Below are 19,293 nucleotides of genomic sequence, written 5' to 3'. Positions count from 1 at the left end.
CCCACGATCTCCAGCAGCTCGCGGACGCGCTTCTCGCGACCGCCCTCCGGATTGATGTCGTTGATCTCCATCGGCCCGGAAATGATCTTGCCGACGGTCTGGCGCGGGTTCAGTGACGAGTACGGGTCCTGGAAGATCATCTGGATCTCGGACCGGATCGGCGCGAGCTGCCTGCGACTCGCGTGCGAGATGTCCTGCCCGCGGTAGGAGATCTTGCCGCCCGTGGGCTCCAGGAGCCGCGTGATCAGACGGCCGGTGGTCGACTTCCCACAGCCGGACTCGCCCACCAGACCGAAGCTCTCGCCCACATGCACGGTCAGATCGATGCCGTCCACGGCCTGCACCGCGCCGACGGTCCGGCGGATCGGGAAGCCGCCCTTGACCGGGAAGTGCTTGACCAGATTCTCGACCACCAGCAGCGGCTCACCGGACGCCTGAGCGGCTTTGTCGCGCTGGGCGGGCAGGGTGGCCTCGTCCTTCGTGACGTCGACGACCTCTTCCTTCATGACCGGCTCTCCTACCGCAATCGGGGCTTGATCTGCTCGATGAAGATGGTCTGCTTCTGCTCGGCCGTGAGATGGCAGGCCCCGCCCCGGCCGGGCGGCAGCAGCGGCTGCTGGTCCACGCAGCGGGCACCGCCCACCTCACCCTGGAACGTGCACCGGGGATGAAAACGGCAGCCGGACGGCGGGTTCAGCAGCGACGGCGGCGCCCCCGGGATCGGCGTGAGCGCGGTGCCGAGGTCCGAGTCCAGGCGCGGCATGGAGTTCAACAAACCCCAGGTGTAAGGATGTTGGGGCGTCCTCAGCACCTCATCGACCGTACCCCGCTCGACCGCTCCCCCGGCATACATCACCATGATGTCGTCGGCCACGTCGGCGATGACCCCGAGATCATGGGTGATGAAGATGATCGCCGAGCCGAACTCCTGCTGGAGGTCCTTGAGCAGGTCGAGGATCTGCGCCTGGACGGTCACGTCCAGGGCCGTGGTCGGCTCGTCGGCGATCAAGAGGTCGGGGTCGCAGACCAGCGCCATCGCGATCATCGCGCGCTGGCGCATACCGCCGGAGAACTGGTGCGGATAGTCCTTCGCCCGCTCCTTGGGGTTGGGGATGCCGACCTTGCCGAGCATCTCCACCGCCCGCTCCCAGGCCACCTTCTTGGAGGCACCGGTGTGCTTCATGAACGGCTCGGCGATCTGCCGGCCCACCGTGTAGTACGGCGACAGTGCGGTCAGCGGGTCCTGGAAGATCATCGCGACCTTGTTGCCGCGCAGCTTCTCCAGCTCGGACTCGCGGGCCGTGATCAGCTCTTGTCCGTCCAGCACGATCTCGCCGTCGATCGTGGTGAACATCGGGTTGTGCAGCCCGAGGATGGTCAGGTTGGTCACCGACTTGCCGGAGCCCGACTCCCCCACGATGCCGAGGGTCCTGCCCCGTTCGAGGTCGAAGGAGAGCCCGTCGACCGCTCGGACGATGCCGTCCTCGGTCTTGAAACTGACGTGCAGGTCCCGTACCGAGAGGAAGGCGCCGGCGTCGGCCTCGTCGGGGGCGCCGGATTCCTTGGTCACAGTGGTCACGGAGTGCTCCTAGGCGAGCCGTACGCGCGGGTCGATGAACGCGTAACAGGTATCCACGATGATGTTGAACAGCAGGATCATGGTCGCGGCGAACAGCATCACGCCGAGCAGCAGCGGCAGGTCACTGAAGGACACCGACTGCACCGCGAGCTGGCCGAGTCCCGGCAGGCCGAAGGTGTACTCGGTGATCACCGCGCCGCCCAGCAACGAGCCGAGGTCGATGCCGAAGATGGTGACGATGGGGATCAGCGAACCACGCCAGGCATAGCGGAAGAAGACATACCGCCGTGACATGCCCTTGGCGCGGGCTGTACGCACGTGTTCCTCCTGGAGCTGCTCGACCATCGACGAGCGCGACATACGCGTGTACTGCGCGGCGAAGATCGTGGACAGCACCACCCACGGGATGATCAGCCCCGAGAACCAGCTGACCGGGTCGGCGGTGAAGTCGTTGTAGGCGGGCTTGTCGAACAGGTGTGACTGATAGACGAACACGGCGAGCACCAGTGGGCCGAGGAAGTAGATCTGCATCGAGCTGATCACCATCGAGCCGGCCGTGAACGTCTTGTCGATCAGCGTGCCGCGCTTCCACGCCGCGAGCAGACCGGTGCCGAGGCCCAGCAACAGGAAGAGGCACGCCGCGCCCATCGTCAGGGAGACGGTGGTCGGCAGACGGTCCATCAGGGTGGGCCAGACCGGCTCGTTGGTGTTGTACGAGTACCCGAAGCAGGGGGCCGGACACGGGCCCTGGGTGAAGGAGTCGCTGCCCAGGACGATGTTGTGCAGGAAGGTCCAGTACTGCTCGGGGATCGACTTGTCGAGGCCGAGCACATGGTGGATGTTCTCGATGTTGGCCGGCGTGCACGCCTTGCCGCACATCATCAACGCAGGGTCCCGTGGCATCCCGAAGAACAGCAGGAACGTGACGATGCTCAGCAGGAAGAGGATGACGACGGCGCCGAGTGTCCGGCGAATGAGGAAGCGCAGCATGGCAGAGGCAGCTCTCAGACGTCAGCGGGCCGGGTGGTACCCGGTGCGGGCACTTTGTGAGGGGCCCGCACCGGGTACCAGGACGGACGGGGTTACTTGATGTACAGACGGCGCGCGTCGACGCCGCCGATCACGTCGTCGTAGACCAGGCCGCCGACCTTCGAACCGGCGATCTGGACCTGCTTGTAGTAGGCGGTCGGGACCGCGTGCACGACCTCGGTGAGCAGGTACTTGTCCAGCTTCTCCCACTCGGTGGCGGCCTTCACCGGGTCGGTGATCTTGTTGATGCGGTCGATCTCGCTGTTCACGTGGGGGTCGTTGACCTGCGGGTAGTTGTGCCCGCCGTCGGCGATCAGGCGTCCGTCGACGATCGGCGGGAACACGGCCTGGCCGGACGGCCAGTCGGCGCCCCACGAGGAGTGGAAGATGTCGTAGTTGTTGTTGATCTTGCTGATCTTGTCGAACCAGGTCTCGGAGGGAACCTCCTGGCGCTGCACGTCGAAGCCGGCCTTCTTCAGGCCCTCGGCCATGGCCGTGGAGTACTGCTGGCCCTCGGGGGTGTTGATGTACGCGAAGGTCAGCTTCATGCCGACCTTGCCGGCTTCCTCAAGCAGCTTCTTGGCCTTGACCGGGTCACCCGCGGGCTTCTTCTTCTTGCCGAACGGGTCGTCGTTGGGGTCGTAGCCGCTGACGGTCGGGCTGATCAGGCCGCCGGCGACCTCCATGGCCGCGTCGCCGCCGAAGGCCCGCACGAACGGCGTGACGGGCAGGGCGTAGGCGATGGCCTCGCGGACCTTCTTGTCCTTCAGCGCCGGCTTGCTCATGTTGATGTTCATCTGGCCCACGTAGGGCTGGTAGCCCGAGACCGTACGGGACTTCAACTTGGGGTCGGAGAGGACCTTGGAGAGGTTGCCCGCGTCGACCCCGTTCTGCAGGCTGACGCCGGCCTGGTCGGCGCCGCTGTCCGCGAGGAGCGCCTTGGTGGACGTCTCGTACTGCTGGTTGAAGGTGATGTTGAACTTGTCGACGTACTGGTTGCGGATCGGGTCCGTCTTCGGGTCCCACTGGTCGTTCTTGACCATCACCATCGACTTGCCCGACTTGAACGACTGGATCTTGTACGGGCCGGTCGCCACGGGCGCCCTGTCGTAGTTCTCCTTGGTGTCGGCCTTCGCCTCCACGACCGCGTAGCCCGTCATGCCGAGCGCGTACGGCAGGTCGGCGACGGGCTTCTTGAAGTGGAAGACGATCGTCTTGTCGTCCGGCGTCTCCAGGATGCTGTCCGGCAGGTGCTTACCCTTGTACGGGCCGTCGGGCAGCAGCTTGCGGTAGTCGGTGCCGGCGGTGTCGGCCATCCACTGCTGGACGTAGGTCGGGCCCTTGGTGATGAAGGGCGCGAAGAGCCGCTCGAAGGAGTGGCGGATGTCCTTGGACGTGATCGGGTTCCCGTCCTCGAACTTGATTCCGTCCTTGAGGGTGTACTTCCAGGTCTTGCCGCCGTCCGACACCGTGCCGGCGTCGGTGGCCAGGTCGCCGACGACCTCGTGCTTGCTGCCGTCGTTACTGGTCGCCTTGTAGCCGGTGAGCCCTCGGTGGAGCACCTGCGTCAGCGTCATCTCGGCGAAGACGTAGATCTGGGCCGGGTCCAGGTGGGCGGGGCTGTCGCGCTCCAGGAGTTCCATCGTGCCGCCGCTCTTGGCACCGGGGACCTCGGCGGCGGGACCGGTGGAGGCCGCCACGTCACCGAACTTGATCAAGGCCTGCTGACGCTGGGCGTTGGCCTTGTCCTTCTCTTTGTTGCCGTTGCCGCTGCTGCCGCCCTTGCTGCAACCGGTGAGCACGAGAGCTCCGGCCGCGAGCACCGAGACCGCGGCGTATGCGTGGCGTCCGCCCCTACTCATCACTCAGTTTCCCACCCATCTGTGTGTCGCCCGTGCATATGAAGTGACGTGACGTGGCACGGAATTGTGTGGAGTTGCCTGGACCTTGCCGTTGGGGTGTGTTGGGACTCGGGGTGAGGTACCCCGAACTACGCGTTCAGCGCATCGACTTGGGATCGAAGGCGTCCCTGACCGAGTCCCCGAGCAGGTTGAACGCGACGACGAAAATGATCATCGAGATGCCGGGGAAGAACATGTAGGTGAGGTCGTTCTGGAGCACCAGCTCCGTCGACGCCTTGGCGAACATCTGACCCCAGTCGGGTGTCGGTTCGACGATTCCGACGCCGAGGTACGACAGAGCCGCTTCGGCCGTCACGAAGTTCGGGAGCAGATACGTGGACTGCACCAGCAGCGGCGTCACCACGTTGGGCAGGATCTCCTTGCCGATGATGCGCCGGGAGGACGCCCCGCTCACCTTGGCCGCCTCGATGAACTCCCGCTCCCGCAGGCTGAGGGTCGTACCCCGCAGGATCCTTCCCAGGCTCATCCAGCCCAGCACCCACTGGACGACGATGAGCGCGACCACGCGCACATAGGTCGGCGTCTCGTCCCGCGGGCTGACGAAGAGGGAGACCACGACCGGCATGCTCGCGATGAAGAAAAGCTGCGCGGGGATGGCGAGCAGGAAGTCGATCACCCGGCCGATGGCGAAGTCGGCCTTGCCGCCGAGGTATCCCGCCGTGACGCCGAGGAGGATGCCGGTGAGGACCACCGCGAGGGTGACCGCGAGAGAGATCATCAGCGAGGTGCGGATACCGTAGATCAGCTTGGTGAAGACGTCGTACCCGTTGCCGGGCTCGAGGCCGAACCAGAACTCGCTGCTGATACCGCCGTTGGGCTGGACGGGCACGCCCGCGCTGTCGAACAGCTCGGGACGTTCGTCCGCGTACACGGTGTACGGGTTCTTGCCGTACAGCTTGGAGATCAGCGGCGCGAGCAGCCCGATCAGGAAGAAGGAGCCCACGACACAAGCGGAGATCACACCGGTGCGGTCCCGCTTGAAGCGGATCCACATCAGCCGGCCGGGTGACCGGCCCTCCACTTGTAAGACCTTGGGTTCCCTGCCTGGCTCCTTCTTGTCGTCCACGACGACCGATGCCCCGCCGCTCTCGGCCTTGAGAGGACTCGTCATGATGCGTCCAATTCAGGGGTACGCCGAGCCGATGGCCGCCACGAAGTGCGGACTGACCACGGCTTGGACCACGCGGATCAGGAAATGACGACTGGCCTATCGGTCGCTGTTGGCGACAAGTCGCAGGTGAACACGCGTAGTTGGCATTGGAGCCGCCTCCTTGACTCAACTGGTGCACGGACAGGAGGGGTTGACCGTCTGCCCCTCCGACACCCCTGACGGAAGGCCACACACCCCACCAGTGCTCGTGAGTCGATGCGCTGTCCCCACAGCGCCTGACCCATTGACCCGAGCTTGCGCCCCACTATCTGCCATGAGCCAGTTACCGACCACTGTCTTTAGGTCTCGGTTCGATCACAGCTCACCTGAAGATCTTCCGGAATACGGACAAAGGCGTCCGGGAGAGAAGGCCCCCGAAAAGGACGTATTACATGTCTATCGGGCGGGTGGTTTCGAATTGCGGACATAGAACTTGGAAGGCGGAAAACCGTTACGGGCGGCAATCGGGGTGGCCGTCGCGGCCGGGCCCACACGAAAGCCCGGGCGACCCCACGAACGGGGGCCACCCGGGCTTCGGTGACAGGAGCCGGGATCAGCCGTGCTTGGCGCGGCTGGCGGCGCGGGCGCGCTCACGCTGGTCGAGGTTGACCTTGCGGATGCGGACGGACTCCGGGGTCACCTCGACGCACTCGTCGTCGCGGCAGAACTCCAGGGACTGCTCCAGCGACAGCTTGCGCGGCGGCACGATCGACTCGGCGATGTCGGACGTGGCGGAGCGGATGTTGGTGAGCTTCTTCTCCTTGGTGATGTTGACGTCCATGTCGTCGGCACGGGAGTTCTCACCGACGATCATGCCCTCGTACACCTCGGTGCCCGGCTCGACGAAGAGCGTGCCGCGCTCCTGGAGGTTCGTCATCGCGAACGCCGTGACACTGCCGGAGCGGTCGGCCACCAGCGAACCGTTGTTACGGGTCTGGAGGTTGCCGAACCAGGGCTCGTGACCCTCGTGGATGGAGTGGCCGATGCCCGTGCCGCGGGTCTGGGTCAGGAACTCGGTACGGAAGCCGATGAGACCGCGCGACGGCACCACGAACTCCATGCGGACCCAGCCGGAACCGTGGTTCGACATGTTGTCCATACGGCCCTTGCGGACGCCCATGAGCTGCGTGACCGCGCCCATGTGCTCCTCGGGCACGTCGATCGTCATGCGCTCGACCGGCTCGTGGACCTTGCCGTCGATCTCCCGGGTGACGACCTGCGGCTTGCCGACCGTCAGCTCGTAGCCCTCGCGGCGCATCTGCTCGACCAGGATGGCGAGCGCCAGCTCACCGCGGCCCTGCACCTCCCAGGCGTCCGGCCGCTCGGTGTCCAGGACGCGCAGCGACACGTTACCGATCAGCTCGCGGTCGAGGCGGTCCTTGACCTGGCGCGCGGTGACCTTGCGGTCCTTGACCGTGGCCTTGGCGTTGGCGCCCTTGCCGGTGCCGCCCCTGCCGACCAGCGGCGAGGTGTTCGTACCGATGACCATGGAGATCGCGGGCTCGTCGACCGTGATCAGCGGCAGCGCGACCGGGTTCTCCGGGTCGGCCAGGGTCTCGCCGATCATGATCTCGGGGATGCCCGCGACGGCGCAGATGTCACCGGGGCCTGCCTTCTCGGCGGGCTTGCGGGTGAGGGCCTCGGTCATCATCAGCTCGCTGATGCGAACGTTGCTGACCGACCCGTCGCGCTTGATCCAGGCGACCGTCTGGCCCTTGCGCAGCTCGCCCTGCTCGACGCGGAGCAGCGCGATACGGCCGAGGAAGTTGTCGGCGTCCAGGTTGGTGACGTGCGCCTGGAGCGGGGCGTCCTCGTCGTAGGTCGGGGCCGGGATGTGCTCCAGGATCGTCGAGAAGAACGGCTCCAGGCTGGTGGAGTCGGCCGGGACCGTGCCGTTCTCCGGCTTCGTGAGGGAGGCGATGCCGTCACGGCCGCAGGCGTAGACGATCGGGAACTCGATCTGGTCCTCGTCCGCGTCCAGGTCGAGGAAGAGGTCGTAGGTCTCGTTGACGACCTCGTCGATACGGGAGTCAGGGCGGTCCGTCTTGTTGATGCACAGGATGACGGGCAGCCGCTGCTGGAGCGCCTTGCGCAGCACGAAGCGGGTCTGCGGCAGCGGGCCCTCGGAGGCGTCGACGAGCAGGACCACGCCGTCGACCATCGACAGACCCCGCTCGACCTCGCCACCGAAGTCGGCGTGGCCGGGGGTGTCGATGATGTTGATCGTGATGGGGTCCCCGCCGTCCTTCGGGTGGTACTTCACCGCGGTGTTCTTGGCGAGGATCGTGATGCCCTTCTCACGCTCCAGGTCGTTCGAGTCCATGACTCGGTCGTCGACCTGCTCGAGCTGGTGGGCGGCGAAGGCGCCGGCCTGCTTGAGCATGCCGTCGACGATGGTGGTCTTGCCGTGGTCGACGTGGGCGACGATGGCGACGTTGCGGATGTCGTGACGCGTAGCAGTCACTGCCATGTGTGGCGTACTCCCGGAGTGGTGAGGACGGCCCCGCGCGTACGTCCGTGCTACGCGGGCCCTGCCGGGCTGGACACGCCACGGCCTCACCCCATGTTACGGGGCCGCCGAGGTACAGGCGCGCCGGGTTGCGTCTGTGCAGCTCAGACCCGGTTCGAGGGACCCTCTGGGGGTGCGGGCGCCCCGTTTCGGCTACGACGAGGGACTGGCCGCGGGGCGTGGCCCGCGCGCCCCCTTCTTCAGGAAGCCCATGTCCTCGTAGAGCGGCGTCTGGAAGCCGAACGATCCCGCGTTGGCCAGGTTGCGGCGGGTGGCCGTGAGCTGGGGCCGCTGGTAGAGCGGGATGGAGCCCGCGACGGCCCACAGGCGCGCGTCGGCCTTGCGTACCAGGTCCCGCTCCTCGTCCTCGTCCAGCGTGGCGATCGCCTGGTCGAAGAGCTGGTCCACCTGGTCGGTGCCGACCCGTGTGTAGTTCTGCTCGACGTTCAGCGAGCCGTCCGACCCGGGCACCGGCTTGGCGAAGATCGGCCGGGCGTCGGTGGCGGGGAACGCGGACGCGGGCCATGAGTACAGCGCGAGGTCGTAGTCCCCGGAGGCGACGTGGTCCCGGAAGAAGCTGTCGTCGGTGACCTTGGCGATCTCCGTGCGGATCCCGATCTTCTCCAGCATGCGTGCGATACGGTCACCGACCGTCCGCAGGGGTTGTGAGCCCGGCCCCGACGGCAGCACGAACCGCAACTGCAGCGGCTTGCCGTCCTTCGCCAGCACCCTGGACGCGGCACCGGCCGGCGGGGCCGCGGTGCCCTTGGGCGCGTACGCCCCCGGCGCCTCCTCCTGCCGGCTGTGCTCCTGCCGGAACTCGCCGTCGATGCGCCTGGCCGCCCGCTCCTCGGTCTCCCCCTGGTGCTGCTGACGGCCGGGTGCCTTGTCGTCCTCGCCGGCGCTGTGCGTCCCGTCGTCGCGCGAGCCGTCCCCGCCGCCCTCCGTCCGACCGTCGGTCTTCGCGTCCTCGCTCTTCCTGTCCTCGCTCTTCCTGTCCTCGGCGTTCGTGCCGTCCGCCTTCTTGCCCTGGCTCCCGGCCGACTTCTTCTCCTTCACGACCGGCCCGCCGGGCACCCAGCCCGCCTCGCTCAGCAGTTCCTGCGCCTGAGCGGTGTCATGGCTGCCGAGAGCGCCGCTGCTGTCCGCGTACGCCGACTGCCCGGAGAGCGCGAGGTGGCTGCCGAGCGGCGCGGCGGGCAGCCCTAGCGGCTTGAGGACCACCCCGGCGAGTTCGGTGCGGTCGAGGGCGCGGGCCACGGCCCGGCGTACGCGCTCGTCGGCGAGCGGGCCCCTGGAGCCGTTGAGGGCGAGCTGCGTGTAGGCGGGTTCCAGGGACTTGCGGATCACGAAGTCGCGCAGCGCCGACTGCCCGGCGCTCTGCGCGGCCGTCCCGCCTGGCGCCCCCGAACCGGCGGTGGGTTCCTGGGACGTCCCCGGAGAGGTCCCTTGGGACGGATCCTGCTTGAAGGTACTGCCGCCCTTGCCGCGCATGGCGAGCGTGATCCGCTGGGCCTCCTCCGGGTCGACCTCCGCCATGTCGATCTTCCCGTCGGCGAGCGCACCGGCCCGCTGATCGCGCGGGACGGCCACCAGCACGATCTCGGAGAGCTTGGCCGGGCGGCCCCACCAGCGCGGACTGCGAGTGAGCGTGACCTGGCCGCCCTGGTGGTCGACCTTCGTCGGGGCGAAGGGACCGGCGGTGACCTTCAGGCTCTTCCTCGCACCGTCGTTGAAGCTGTTCGGGGTGCCCGTGACGTCCTTCGGGTACAGCGGCGAGAACAGCGACCTCCAGTCGGCGTAGGGCTTGCCGAAGGTGACCTTGACCTCGAGGTTGTTCGCGCCGCGCTCGATCTTCTCGATGCGGTCGTAGCCGGCGTTGCGGGCCGTCCAGTAGGCGGTGTCCTTGCCGGAGAGGGCGCGCCACTGGGCGGCGAAGTCGGAGGCGTCGATCTGCCGGCCGTCGCTCCACACGGCCTGCTGGTTGAGCCGGTAGACGACGACCTGCCTGGGCTCGGTCGAGGTGACCTTGGCGGACTCCAGGAAGTCGGGGTTTCGCTGCGGGCGGCCGTCGGCGTCGAGCCGGAACATCGACGGCAGGACGGCGCCGGCGATGCGCGAGGTGGCGGCGTCGGCGTCGGCCTGGAAGGTGTTCAGGGTCTGCGGCACGGCGTCGACGGCCCAGCGCAGGGTCCCGCCGTCGGCGACGAGGGGGCGGGCGGCCGGGGCGATGTCCTGCGCGGCGACCGGCCTGCTCTCCCTCTCCTCGTCCGCGCTACAGGCGGCGAGCGCTGTCACCGCGAGGGCTCCCGCGGTGAGGAACGTGGCCGAGCGCAGCACCGCGCCCGGTCCGGCGCCGTCGTGGGACATCACGTCTACCTCCGGGGAGCCGCTCTGCAGATGAGTGAGCGCTATGCTCACATTTGTCACTATTTGGAGCTGATCAGATGTATGGGCTCACTGAAGAGGAAAGGATTCAGCAGGGCGCCGCGACACGGCGGACGGGCATCCGAAACCCACCCGTACGGCGCAACCGGGGACACCCCCACGAGCCGGTGGGCACACCCGCTGATGCGGCCCACCCCCCCGCACGCCCGTACACATCCGCCCCACCAGCGGAGGCAAATCCGTGCAGATCCCTTCACACTGAGTGGTGTGACGCGCAACACTCGCAGACGCGTGAACGTTGCCGTCCTGGGCCTCGATGACCCCGTGGAAGTGAGGTCACGTCATGTCCGTGCACGACGAACTGACATCCGTTCAGCGATGCCTCGACGACCTGTACCGGTCGGTGGGGCGCCTGGAGCAGCAGATGGGCGGCGGCGGGCTCGAGATACGCCGCGTCCGCACCGACGCCGACCACCTGCGCGAGAGCGTGGCCCTGCTGCGCGAGACGGCTGCCGCTCCCGACTCGTACGGGAAGCCCGAACTCGTGACGATCCCCGACACCCCGTACGACACCACCCTGTGGACGGACTCGGACGACGAGGGCCTCGGCGCCCGCGGCCGGCACGCCCCCTGATCTTCCGCCGAACGGACCGAAGGGGCGGGTGAACCGCCCCGGCGAACCGAACCCCACAAAAAAGAGACGGACCGAGCCCCGAAGAGAAGGTGCGTCCCAAGTTGGCCACTGGTACGGAACCCCATCCGAACAGCGGCGGCGTACGGACCGGTACGCGCGCCGCGATCGCCGCCCCGCATCTGCGCACCGACCGCTGGTGGCTGGCCCCTGCCGCCACCGCGGCCGGACTGCTGGCGTTCGTCGTGTACTCGACCTGGCGCGCCTTCGCCGACGCGGACTACTACTCGGCGCCGTACGTCTCGCCGTTCTACTCGCCCTGCCTGGCGGAGCGGTGCCGGACCATGCACGGGGGCCCCAACGCCGACTTGTTCGGGAGCTGGTGGGCCATCTCCCCCGCGATCATCATCCTGATCTTCCCGCTCGGCTTCCGGCTGACCTGCTACTACTACCGCAAGGCGTACTACCGGGGCTTCTGGCTGTCGCCCCCGGCCTGCGCGGTGGCGGAGCCGCACCGCACGTACACCGGCGAGACCCGCCTCCCGCTGATCCTGCAGAACATCCACCGGTACTTCTTCTACGCGGCACTCCTGGTGGCGGGCGTCCTCACGTACGACACCGTGCTCGCCTTCCGGGACCAGAACTACCGCTGGGGCCACATGGGGCTCGGCACCGTGGTCTTCCTGGTGAACATCGTGCTGATCTGGGCGTACACCCTCTCCTGCCACTCCTGCCGGCACATCGTCGGCGGCAGGCTCAAACACTTCTCCAGGCATCCGGTGCGCTACCGGGCATGGGGGGTCATCAGCCGGCTGAACGCCCGCCACATGCTGCTGGCCTGGGCGTCGCTGGTGAGTGTGGCGCTCGCCGACTTCTACGTGTTCCTGCTGGCGTCCGGCGCCTTCGCCGATCCGCGCTTCTTCTGATGAGTGAGGCCTTCTGATGTCCGTGGTCGACCGGCAGGAATGGGACGTCGTCGTGGTCGGGGCCGGCGGGGCCGGCCTGCGGGCCGCCATCGAGGCGCGTGAACGTGGCGCGCGTACGGCCGTGATCTGCAAGTCGCTGTTCGGCAAGGCCCACACCGTGATGGCCGAGGGCGGCATCGCGGCGTCGATGGGCAACGTCAACCCGCACGACAACTGGCAGGTGCACTTCCGCGACACCATGCGGGGCGGGAAGTTCCTCAACCAGTGGCGGATGGCCGAGCTGCACGCGCGCGAGGCCCCGGACCGGGTCTGGGAGTTGGAGACCTGGGGCGCCCTCTTCGACCGTACGAAGGACGGGCGCATCTCGCAGCGCAACTTCGGCGGTCACGAGTACCCGCGCCTCGCGCACGTCGGCGACCGGACCGGCCTGGAGCTGATCCGCACGCTCCAGCAGAAGATCGTCGCCCTCCAGCAGGAGGACGCGAAGGAGACCGGCGACTACGAGTCGCGGCTGAAGATCTTCCAGGAGTGCACGGTCACCCGGGTGCTGAAGGACGGGGAGCGAAGCGAGATGGGGGTCCCCCCGGCCGAAGGCTGGGGGAAGGTCTCCGGGGTCTTCGCGTACGAGCGTGAGTCCGGGCGTTTCTTCGTCCTCGAAGCGCCCGCCGTCGTCATCGCCACGGGCGGCATCGGCAAGTCCTTCAAGGTGACGTCGAACTCGTGGGAGTACACGGGTGACGGACACGCGCTGGCCCTGCTCGCCGGGGCTGAGCTGCTGAACATGGAGTTCGTGCAGTTCCATCCGACGGGCATGGTCTGGCCGCCGTCGGTGAAGGGCATCCTCGTCACCGAGTCGGTGCGCGGGGACGGCGGGGTGCTGCGCAACTCCGACGGCAAGCGGTTCATGTTCGACTACATCCCCGACGTCTTCAAGGAGAAGTACGCGGAGTCGGAGGAGGAGGGCGACCGCTGGTACGACGATCCCGACAACAACCGGCGCCCACCCGAACTGCTCCCCCGTGACGAGGTCGCACGGGCCATCAACGCGGAGGTGAAGGCGGGCCGCGGCTCACCGCACGGCGGAGTCTTCCTCGATGTGTCGACGCGGATGCCGGCCGAGGTCGTCCGACGTCGGCTGCCGTCGATGTACCACCAGTTCAAGGAGCTGGCGGATGTCGACATCACCGCCGAGGCGATGGAGGTCGGGCCGACCTGTCACTACGTGATGGGCGGTGTCGCGGTCGACTCCGACACGGCAGCGGCCCGAGGGGTGGCCGGGCTGTACGCCGCCGGAGAGGTGGCCGGCGGCATGCACGGCTCCAACCGGCTGGGCGGCAACTCGCTCTCGGACCTGCTGGTGTTCGGGCGGCGGGCGGGACTGCACGCGGCCCGGTACGCGACCGAGCTGGCAACGCGCCCACGGGTGGACGACACCCAGGTGGACCTGGCGGCGGCGGAGGCGCTTCGTCCCTTCTCGGCCGAGGGCCCGGCAGCAGGTGAGGGAGAGATCCGCCCACCGGAGAACCCGTACACCCTGCACCAGGAACTCCAGCAGACGATGAACGACCTGGTCGGCATCATCCGCCGGGAGTCGGAGATGGAGCAGGCGCTCAAGAAGCTGGCGGAGCTGCGGGGGCGGGCGCGCAGAGCGGGCGTCGAGGGGCACCGCCAGTTCAATCCCGGCTGGCACCTCGCCCTGGACCTGCGCAACATGCTGCTGGTCAGCGAGTGCGTGGCGCGAGCCGCCCTGGAGCGCACGGAGTCGCGCGGCGGCCACACCCGTGAGGACTTTCCGACGATGGACCGGTCGTGGCGCCGCGCCAATCTGCTGTGCCGGCTCAGCGACCCCACCGGCTCACTGGCGGCCACCGATCCGGTCCGCGGCCAGATCTCCCTCTCCCGGGAGACCACCGAACCCATCCGCCCGGACCTGCTCGCTCTCTTCGAGAAGGAGGAGCTGGTCAAGTACCTCACCGAAGAGGAGCTGGTCGAATGAGCGGCTACGAGGCCCGCTTCAAGGTGTGGCGGGGCGACACACACGGCGGCGGCCTGGAGGACTTCAAGGTCGAGGTCAACGAGGGCGAGGTGGTGCTGGACATCATCCACCGCCTCCAGGCCACCCAGGTGCCCGACCTCGCGGTGCGCTGGAACTGCAAGGCGGGCAAGTGCGGTTCGTGCTCGGCGGAGATCAACGGACGGCCGCGGCTGATGTGCATGACGCGGATGTCGGTGTTCGGCCGGGACGAGACGATCACGGTCACTCCGTTGCGCGCCTTCCCGGTGATCCGCGACCTGGTGACGGACGTGGGCTTCAACTACCAAAAGGCGCGCGAGGTCCCGGCCTTCGTGCCGCCGGCCGGACTGGGCCCCGGCGAGTACCGCATGCAGCAGGAGGACGTGGACCGGCCGCAGGAGTTCCGCAAGTGCATCGAGTGCTTCCTGTGCCAGGACGTCTGCCACGTCGTCCGTGACCACGAGGAGAACAAGGGGGTGTACGCGGGTCCGCGCTTCCTGATGCGGGTGGCGGAGCTGGACATGCACCCCCTGGACGCGGCGGCTCAGACGGGCCTGGACCGCAAACGCGCGGCCCAGGACGAACACGGCCTCGGTTACTGCAACATCACCAAGTGCTGCACCGAGGTGTGCCCCGAGGGCATCAAGATCACGGACAATGCGCTGATCCCGTTGAAGGAACGCGCGGTCGACCGCAAGTACGACCCGCTGGTGTGGCTGGGCTCGAAGATCAGGAGGCGTCCTTCTGGCAGTTGAGCGTCCACCCCGCCTGCACCGACACAAGGCACCCAGGAGGGCGCAGCCCGGTCGCGGGTTCGTGTCGTCGGCCCTACGCTCCGAGATGTGACGCCGCCCTCTCCTCGACGCGGGCCGCGCCGGGCCGCCGCGTACACAGCCGCGCTGCTGGTGCCGATGGGCGTGGTGGGAGCCGCGAGCGGGACGTCCAGCGGCGATCTGGTGTTGCCGCTGGTGGCCGCGCTGACCGCCGTCGCGGTGGCCGTGTACGCGTCGGTGCGGCGCAGGCTGCGCGCGACGATGCGCACGACGCCCGGCGGTCACATGCCGACCGTCGTACCGCTGGACGAACTCGACCGGCGGACCCGGCACTCGCTCGTCGAGACCGACGACTGTGTGCGGACGAGCCGGGAGGAACTCGGTTACGCCGCCGCCCAGTTCGGTGGTGAGGCAGTAGGGGTGCATACGGAGGCGGTGGAGTCCGCCGCGGCGGAACTGGCCGCCGCATTCCGGGCGCGGCACCTGCTCGACGACGGGGCGGGCGCGACGCGGGTGCTACTGGAGGAGATCGTCGCGCGGTGCGGGGCGGCCGGGCGGCGGCTGGACTCGGAGGCGGCGTCCTTCGACCGGACCCGGGCGCTGGAGCGGACCGCGCGGGAAGCGCTGGGGTATGCCGAGGCACGGTTCCGGGGGCTGGCGGGGCGGGTCACGGACGCCGACGGTCTGCTCGCCGGGCTGCGCGAGCGGTATGCCCTGTCCGCGTTTCTGCCCGTGGCAAGCCATGCCGAACAGGCCAAGGACCGGCTGGTGTTCGCCACGTCCTGCCTCAACGCGGCACACCGGGCCCTGGACCGGGGTGAGACGGAGCACGCGGTGGCCCGGCTGCGTGCGGCCGAGGCCGCCGTCGACCAGGCAGCGGTGCTGGTGGACGGCGTCGCACGGCTCGCGGCGGACCTGGCCACCGCGACGCGGAAGCTGCCCACCGCCCTGCTCGACATGGAGAGGGACCTGGCCGAGGCCCGCGGGCTCCTGCCCACGGAAGACGCCCGAGCGGATCTGCGGGGCCGGATCGCGCACGGGGAGTCGGTGGTGGAGGAGATACGAGCGGAACTGGACGACAAGGGGACGGGCGGGGGCGGGCCGGCCGGCGGGGAGGGTGCCGCTCGGGGGCGATGCGATCCGGTCGGGGCGCTGCGGCGGATCGAGCAGGTGTCGGCCGAGCTGGACAGGGCCCTGCGGCGCACTCCGGGCGGGTCGCGTGCCCTTGCCCGGCTCGACCGGGCACTGCTGACCGCGCGCAGTACGGTCACCGCCGCGGCGGACCAGGTGACGACGCATCGCGGAGCGGTCGGCTCCGAGGCGAGGACGCTGCTCGCGGAGGCGGAACGGCGGCTGCGGGAGGCGGAGAACACGGACAGGCCGCCCGTACCTGCCCCGGCTGCCGCCCTCGCCGACGCGCGCGAGGCCGACATGCTCGGCCGGCAGGCCCGGCAGCTCGCGGAGCGGGACGTACGGGCGTACGGGACGCCGTACGGCGAGAGCCTGGAGACGGGCGGCGCCGTGCTCGGCGGGATCCTGCTCGGCGCCCGCCCCGGGCAGGGGGCCGGCGGCCCCGCGAGCTACGGCGGACCGGGCACGCGGGGGCGAAGGAACTGCGGCGAGCTGTTCCGGACGGCACGGCCCCTGTCCGGGGAGGGGCCACCTAGAACAGACTCAGCAGCGCCTCCGCCGGATCCATGACGCTCTCGCCGTCCGGGATCGGCAGTTCGAACCACACCGTCTTGCCGTGCGGCGTGCGGCGCGAGCCCCAGGCCGCGGAGAGCAGGCCGACCAGTTGCAGCCCGCGGCCCCCCTCGTCGGTGTCCCGGGCGCGGCGGCGGCGCGGCTGGACCAGGCCCGCGTCCCACACCTCGCACACCAGCGTCCGGTCGAGCAGCAGCCGTAGCCGTATCTCGCCTTCCCCGTACCGCAGGGCGTTGGTCACCAGCTCGCTGACCAGCAGCTCCGCCGTGTCCACCAGCGACTCCAGGCCCCAGGTGAGCAGCTGCTCGCGCGCGTACTCGCGGGCCCGGCCGACGCTGCGCGGCTCGCGTGGCAGCGTCCAGTCGCCGACGGACTCGGCCGGCAGGCCCTGTACCCGTGCCATCAGCAGCGCGATGTCGTCCTCGCCGTGGTGTGTGTCGAGGGTGTCGATGACGTGGTCGCAGACGTCTTCGAGGGGCCTGCTGGAATCGGTGAGCGCCCCGACGAACGCCTGCAGCCCCTCGTCCAGCGGGTGATCACGGGATTCGACGAGCCCGTCCGTGTAGAGCGCGAGCAGCGCGCCCTCCGGCAGTTCGACCTCCACCTCCTCGAACGGCTCGCCGCCCACGCCCAGCGGCATCCCGGGCGGCACCTCCAGCATCAGCGCGGGCTCGCCCGGCTCGGCGAGCACCGGAGGCAGATGGCCCGCATTGGCGAAGGTGCAGCGGCGCGTCACCGAGTCGTAGACGGCGTACACACAGGTCGCCAGGTAGACCTCGGACAGGTCCGCGTCGCGCGGCTGGCGGGCCGTGCGGCCGGCCTGCTGGACGCTTCCCGGTGTGCCGAGGCCGCGCGCGATCTCGTCCAGCGCGGAGAGCACCTCGGCGGGTTCGAGGTCGAGCAGCGCCAAGGTACGTACGGCGGTGCGGAGTTCACCCATCGCCACGGCCGCGCGCAGGCCGCGTCCCATGACGTCGCCGACGACCAACGCGGTGCGATGGCCCGGCAGTTCGATGACGTCGAACCAGTCGCCGCCCACCTCGGTCGCCGCGTTGCCCGGCAGATAGCGGCAGGCGATGTCCAGACCGGACGCCTCCGGGTCGCCCGGTGGCAGCAGGGAACGTTGCAGGATCAGCGCCCGTTCGTGCTCGCGGCGGTACAGGCGCGCGTTGTCGATGCAGACCGCGGCGCGCGCGGCCAGTTCCACGGCGAGCGCGCGGTCACGTTCGCCGAACGGCTCGCTGCCCTTCACACGGGCGAACTGGGCGAGGCCGACCACGGTGTCGTGGGCGACCATGGGAACCGCGAGCGTGGACTGGATGAGGCCGCCGTCCTCGGCGGGGATGTGCCGGGGGCGTGCCGTGCGCAGGGCGTCCGCGCAGGGCGAGTTGAAGGCGTAGTGGTGGACGGAGCCGACGGCGACGGGCGCGGTGCCACCGGCGAAGGGCGCGTCCGAGACCGCGCTGGAGAACGCGACGCGGCGCAGTCCGGCGCTTCCGTCGGCCAGGCCGGGCGGGGTCTCGTCGCCGGCCAGGAGCCCCTGGTAGAGGTCGACGGTGGCGAGGTCGCAGAAGCCGGGCACGACCACGTCGAGGAGTTCTCGTGCGGTGGTCTCCAGGTCGAGGGAGTTTCCGATGCGGGCGCCGGCGTCGTTGAGGAGGGCGAGGTTGCGGCGCGCGGCGGCGGCCTCGCGGGCGGCGGCGCGGCGGCCGGTGACGTCGGTGCTGAGCCAGGCGACGCCGAGGGTGCGGCCGCTGCCACTGTGCACGCGATAGAGGTTGACGGACCAGTGCTTGCGCTCGTCGGAGCCGGGGACGAAGCCTGTGACGTGCATGTCCGTGATCGAGTCGCCGGTCTCCAGCACGCGCCGCAGCGTCTCGGCGACGCGGTCGGCCTCCGGCGGCTGCAGGTAGTCGTGGACGGAGCGGCCGCGATGTTCGTCGGGAGTGCCGCCGAAGACGGAGGCGAACCGCTGGTTGGCACGCCGTACCCGCAGTTCGGTGTCGATCAGCAGGAATCCGAAGGGAGATTGACCAAAAATCGCCTGTGAGGCGGCAAGGTCGGTCTCGATGCCGCGGAGCGTATGGACGTCCACGACGATGCACACGGCAGCCCTCTCGCCGTCCTCCGTGGCGGTGGGCATCACGTAGACCTCGGCGAGCCCCTCCGTCCCCTCCGCATCGGGCGCCCGGAAGGGGACGGCACCGGTCCACTCCCGGCCGTCGAGAATCTCGGCCATCTTGCGCTGGCCGCGCTCGCGCAGCTCGGGAGCGATGAACGCCTCGATGGGGTCCATGCCGACGGCCCGCTCGGCGGGAATGCCGAAGAGCTGCTGGGCCCGCAGGCTCCACTGGTCTACAAGCCCGTCGGGGCCGATGGAGAAAGAGGCGACCTTGATGTAGTCGTACATCGAGCCGGGCGGGCTCACCTGCCACATCGCGTCGCTCGTCGTGTCACGCGCTTCGGCGGCCGCGGCGGATCCGACCGCGGCCGCAGCCCTTGCGCCGCCCGACGGGTCCTCGGACTCCGTGGCCTTCGCTGGTATCTCGCTCACGCGAACCGTCCCCTCCAGCTCACCGCGCCCGGCACCGGTCACCGAGGGCGGCTGCCCGCAGTATCCAGCACTACGGTGCCGTACAACACGGTGTTCACGATCACAGCACGGTCC

General features: G+C 69.1%; 13 protein-coding genes. 5 read left to right on the top strand and 8 right to left on the bottom strand.

The window, feature by feature from the left end; genetic code table 11:
- From ACWDEX_RS26085 to ACWDEX_RS26055, 7 genes are all read right to left on the bottom strand, one after another.
- The coding region (locus tag ACWDEX_RS26085; RefSeq protein ID WP_450466438.1) for an ATP-binding cassette domain-containing protein at positions 1-506 on the bottom strand (506 nt) is incomplete at its 3' end.
- A gap of 11 nt (positions 507-517) precedes the next feature.
- Positions 518-1,579, bottom strand: a complete 1,062-nt coding sequence (locus ACWDEX_RS26080; RefSeq protein ID WP_450466437.1) for an ABC transporter ATP-binding protein — start codon at positions 1,577-1,579, stop codon at positions 518-520.
- A gap of 9 nt (positions 1,580-1,588) precedes the next feature.
- Positions 1,589-2,569: an ABC transporter permease gene (locus ACWDEX_RS26075; RefSeq protein WP_450466436.1), complete on the bottom strand. Its 981-nt coding sequence runs from the start codon at positions 2,567-2,569 to the stop codon at positions 1,589-1,591.
- Between the two features lie 92 nt (positions 2,570-2,661).
- Positions 2,662-4,470 (bottom strand): ABC transporter substrate-binding protein, encoded by a 1,809-nt coding sequence (locus ACWDEX_RS26070; RefSeq protein ID WP_450466434.1) that lies wholly within the window; start codon positions 4,468-4,470, stop codon positions 2,662-2,664.
- Positions 4,471-4,606: 136 nt separating this feature from the next.
- Positions 4,607-5,641, bottom strand: coding sequence for an ABC transporter permease (locus tag ACWDEX_RS26065; RefSeq protein ID WP_450466432.1), 1,035 nt, complete (start codon positions 5,639-5,641; stop codon positions 4,607-4,609).
- A gap of 592 nt (positions 5,642-6,233) precedes the next feature.
- Positions 6,234-8,150, bottom strand: coding sequence for a translational GTPase TypA (gene typA / locus ACWDEX_RS26060; RefSeq protein ID WP_450466431.1), 1,917 nt, complete (start codon positions 8,148-8,150; stop codon positions 6,234-6,236).
- Positions 8,151-8,342: 192 nt separating this feature from the next.
- Entirely contained in the window at positions 8,343-10,559 is a 2,217-nt protein-coding gene (locus ACWDEX_RS26055) for an ABC transporter family substrate-binding protein (protein WP_450466447.1), read from the bottom strand.
- A 361-nt stretch (positions 10,560-10,920) separates the two neighbouring features.
- Between ACWDEX_RS26055 and ACWDEX_RS26050 the strand changes: the two genes are divergently transcribed.
- The 5 genes from ACWDEX_RS26050 (at position 10,921) to ACWDEX_RS26030 (ending at position 16,622) form a co-directional block, all read left to right on the top strand.
- Positions 10,921-11,211 carry a hypothetical protein gene (locus tag ACWDEX_RS26050; protein ID WP_450466430.1) on the top strand — a complete coding sequence of 97 codons (291 nt, stop codon included), beginning with the start codon at positions 10,921-10,923 and terminating at the stop codon, positions 11,209-11,211.
- A 101-nt stretch (positions 11,212-11,312) separates the two neighbouring features.
- Positions 11,313-12,134: a hypothetical protein gene (locus tag ACWDEX_RS26045; RefSeq protein ID WP_450466429.1), complete on the top strand. Its 822-nt coding sequence runs from the start codon at positions 11,313-11,315 to the stop codon at positions 12,132-12,134.
- A 16-nt stretch (positions 12,135-12,150) separates the two neighbouring features.
- Positions 12,151-14,130 carry a fumarate reductase/succinate dehydrogenase flavoprotein subunit gene (locus tag ACWDEX_RS26040; protein ID WP_450466427.1) on the top strand — a complete coding sequence of 660 codons (1,980 nt, stop codon included), beginning with the start codon at positions 12,151-12,153 and terminating at the stop codon, positions 14,128-14,130.
- The gene (locus ACWDEX_RS26035; RefSeq protein WP_450466426.1) at positions 14,127-14,903 is read left to right on the top strand and encodes a succinate dehydrogenase/fumarate reductase iron-sulfur subunit; all 777 of its coding nucleotides are present in this window, start codon (positions 14,127-14,129) and stop codon (positions 14,901-14,903) included. The genes ACWDEX_RS26040 and ACWDEX_RS26035 overlap by 4 nt, the downstream gene beginning before the upstream one ends.
- An 87-nt stretch (positions 14,904-14,990) precedes the next feature.
- Positions 14,991-16,622, top strand: coding sequence for a TPM domain-containing protein (locus ACWDEX_RS26030; RefSeq protein ID WP_450466424.1), 1,632 nt, complete (start codon positions 14,991-14,993; stop codon positions 16,620-16,622).
- On the opposite strand, the gene ACWDEX_RS26025 is transcribed toward ACWDEX_RS26030, so the two are convergent.
- A complete protein-coding gene (locus tag ACWDEX_RS26025) occupies positions 16,585-19,179 on the bottom strand; it encodes a SpoIIE family protein phosphatase (protein WP_450466423.1) in 2,595 nt (864 codons plus the stop codon). The genes ACWDEX_RS26030 and ACWDEX_RS26025 overlap by 38 nt on opposite strands.
- Positions 19,180-19,293: the final 114 nt, after the last annotated feature.

It is taken from the genome of Streptomyces sp. NPDC001020 (assembly GCF_053599115.1).
Note: the sequence above shows the minus strand (reverse complement) of the source record. Positions and strands in the feature narration are given on the sequence as shown.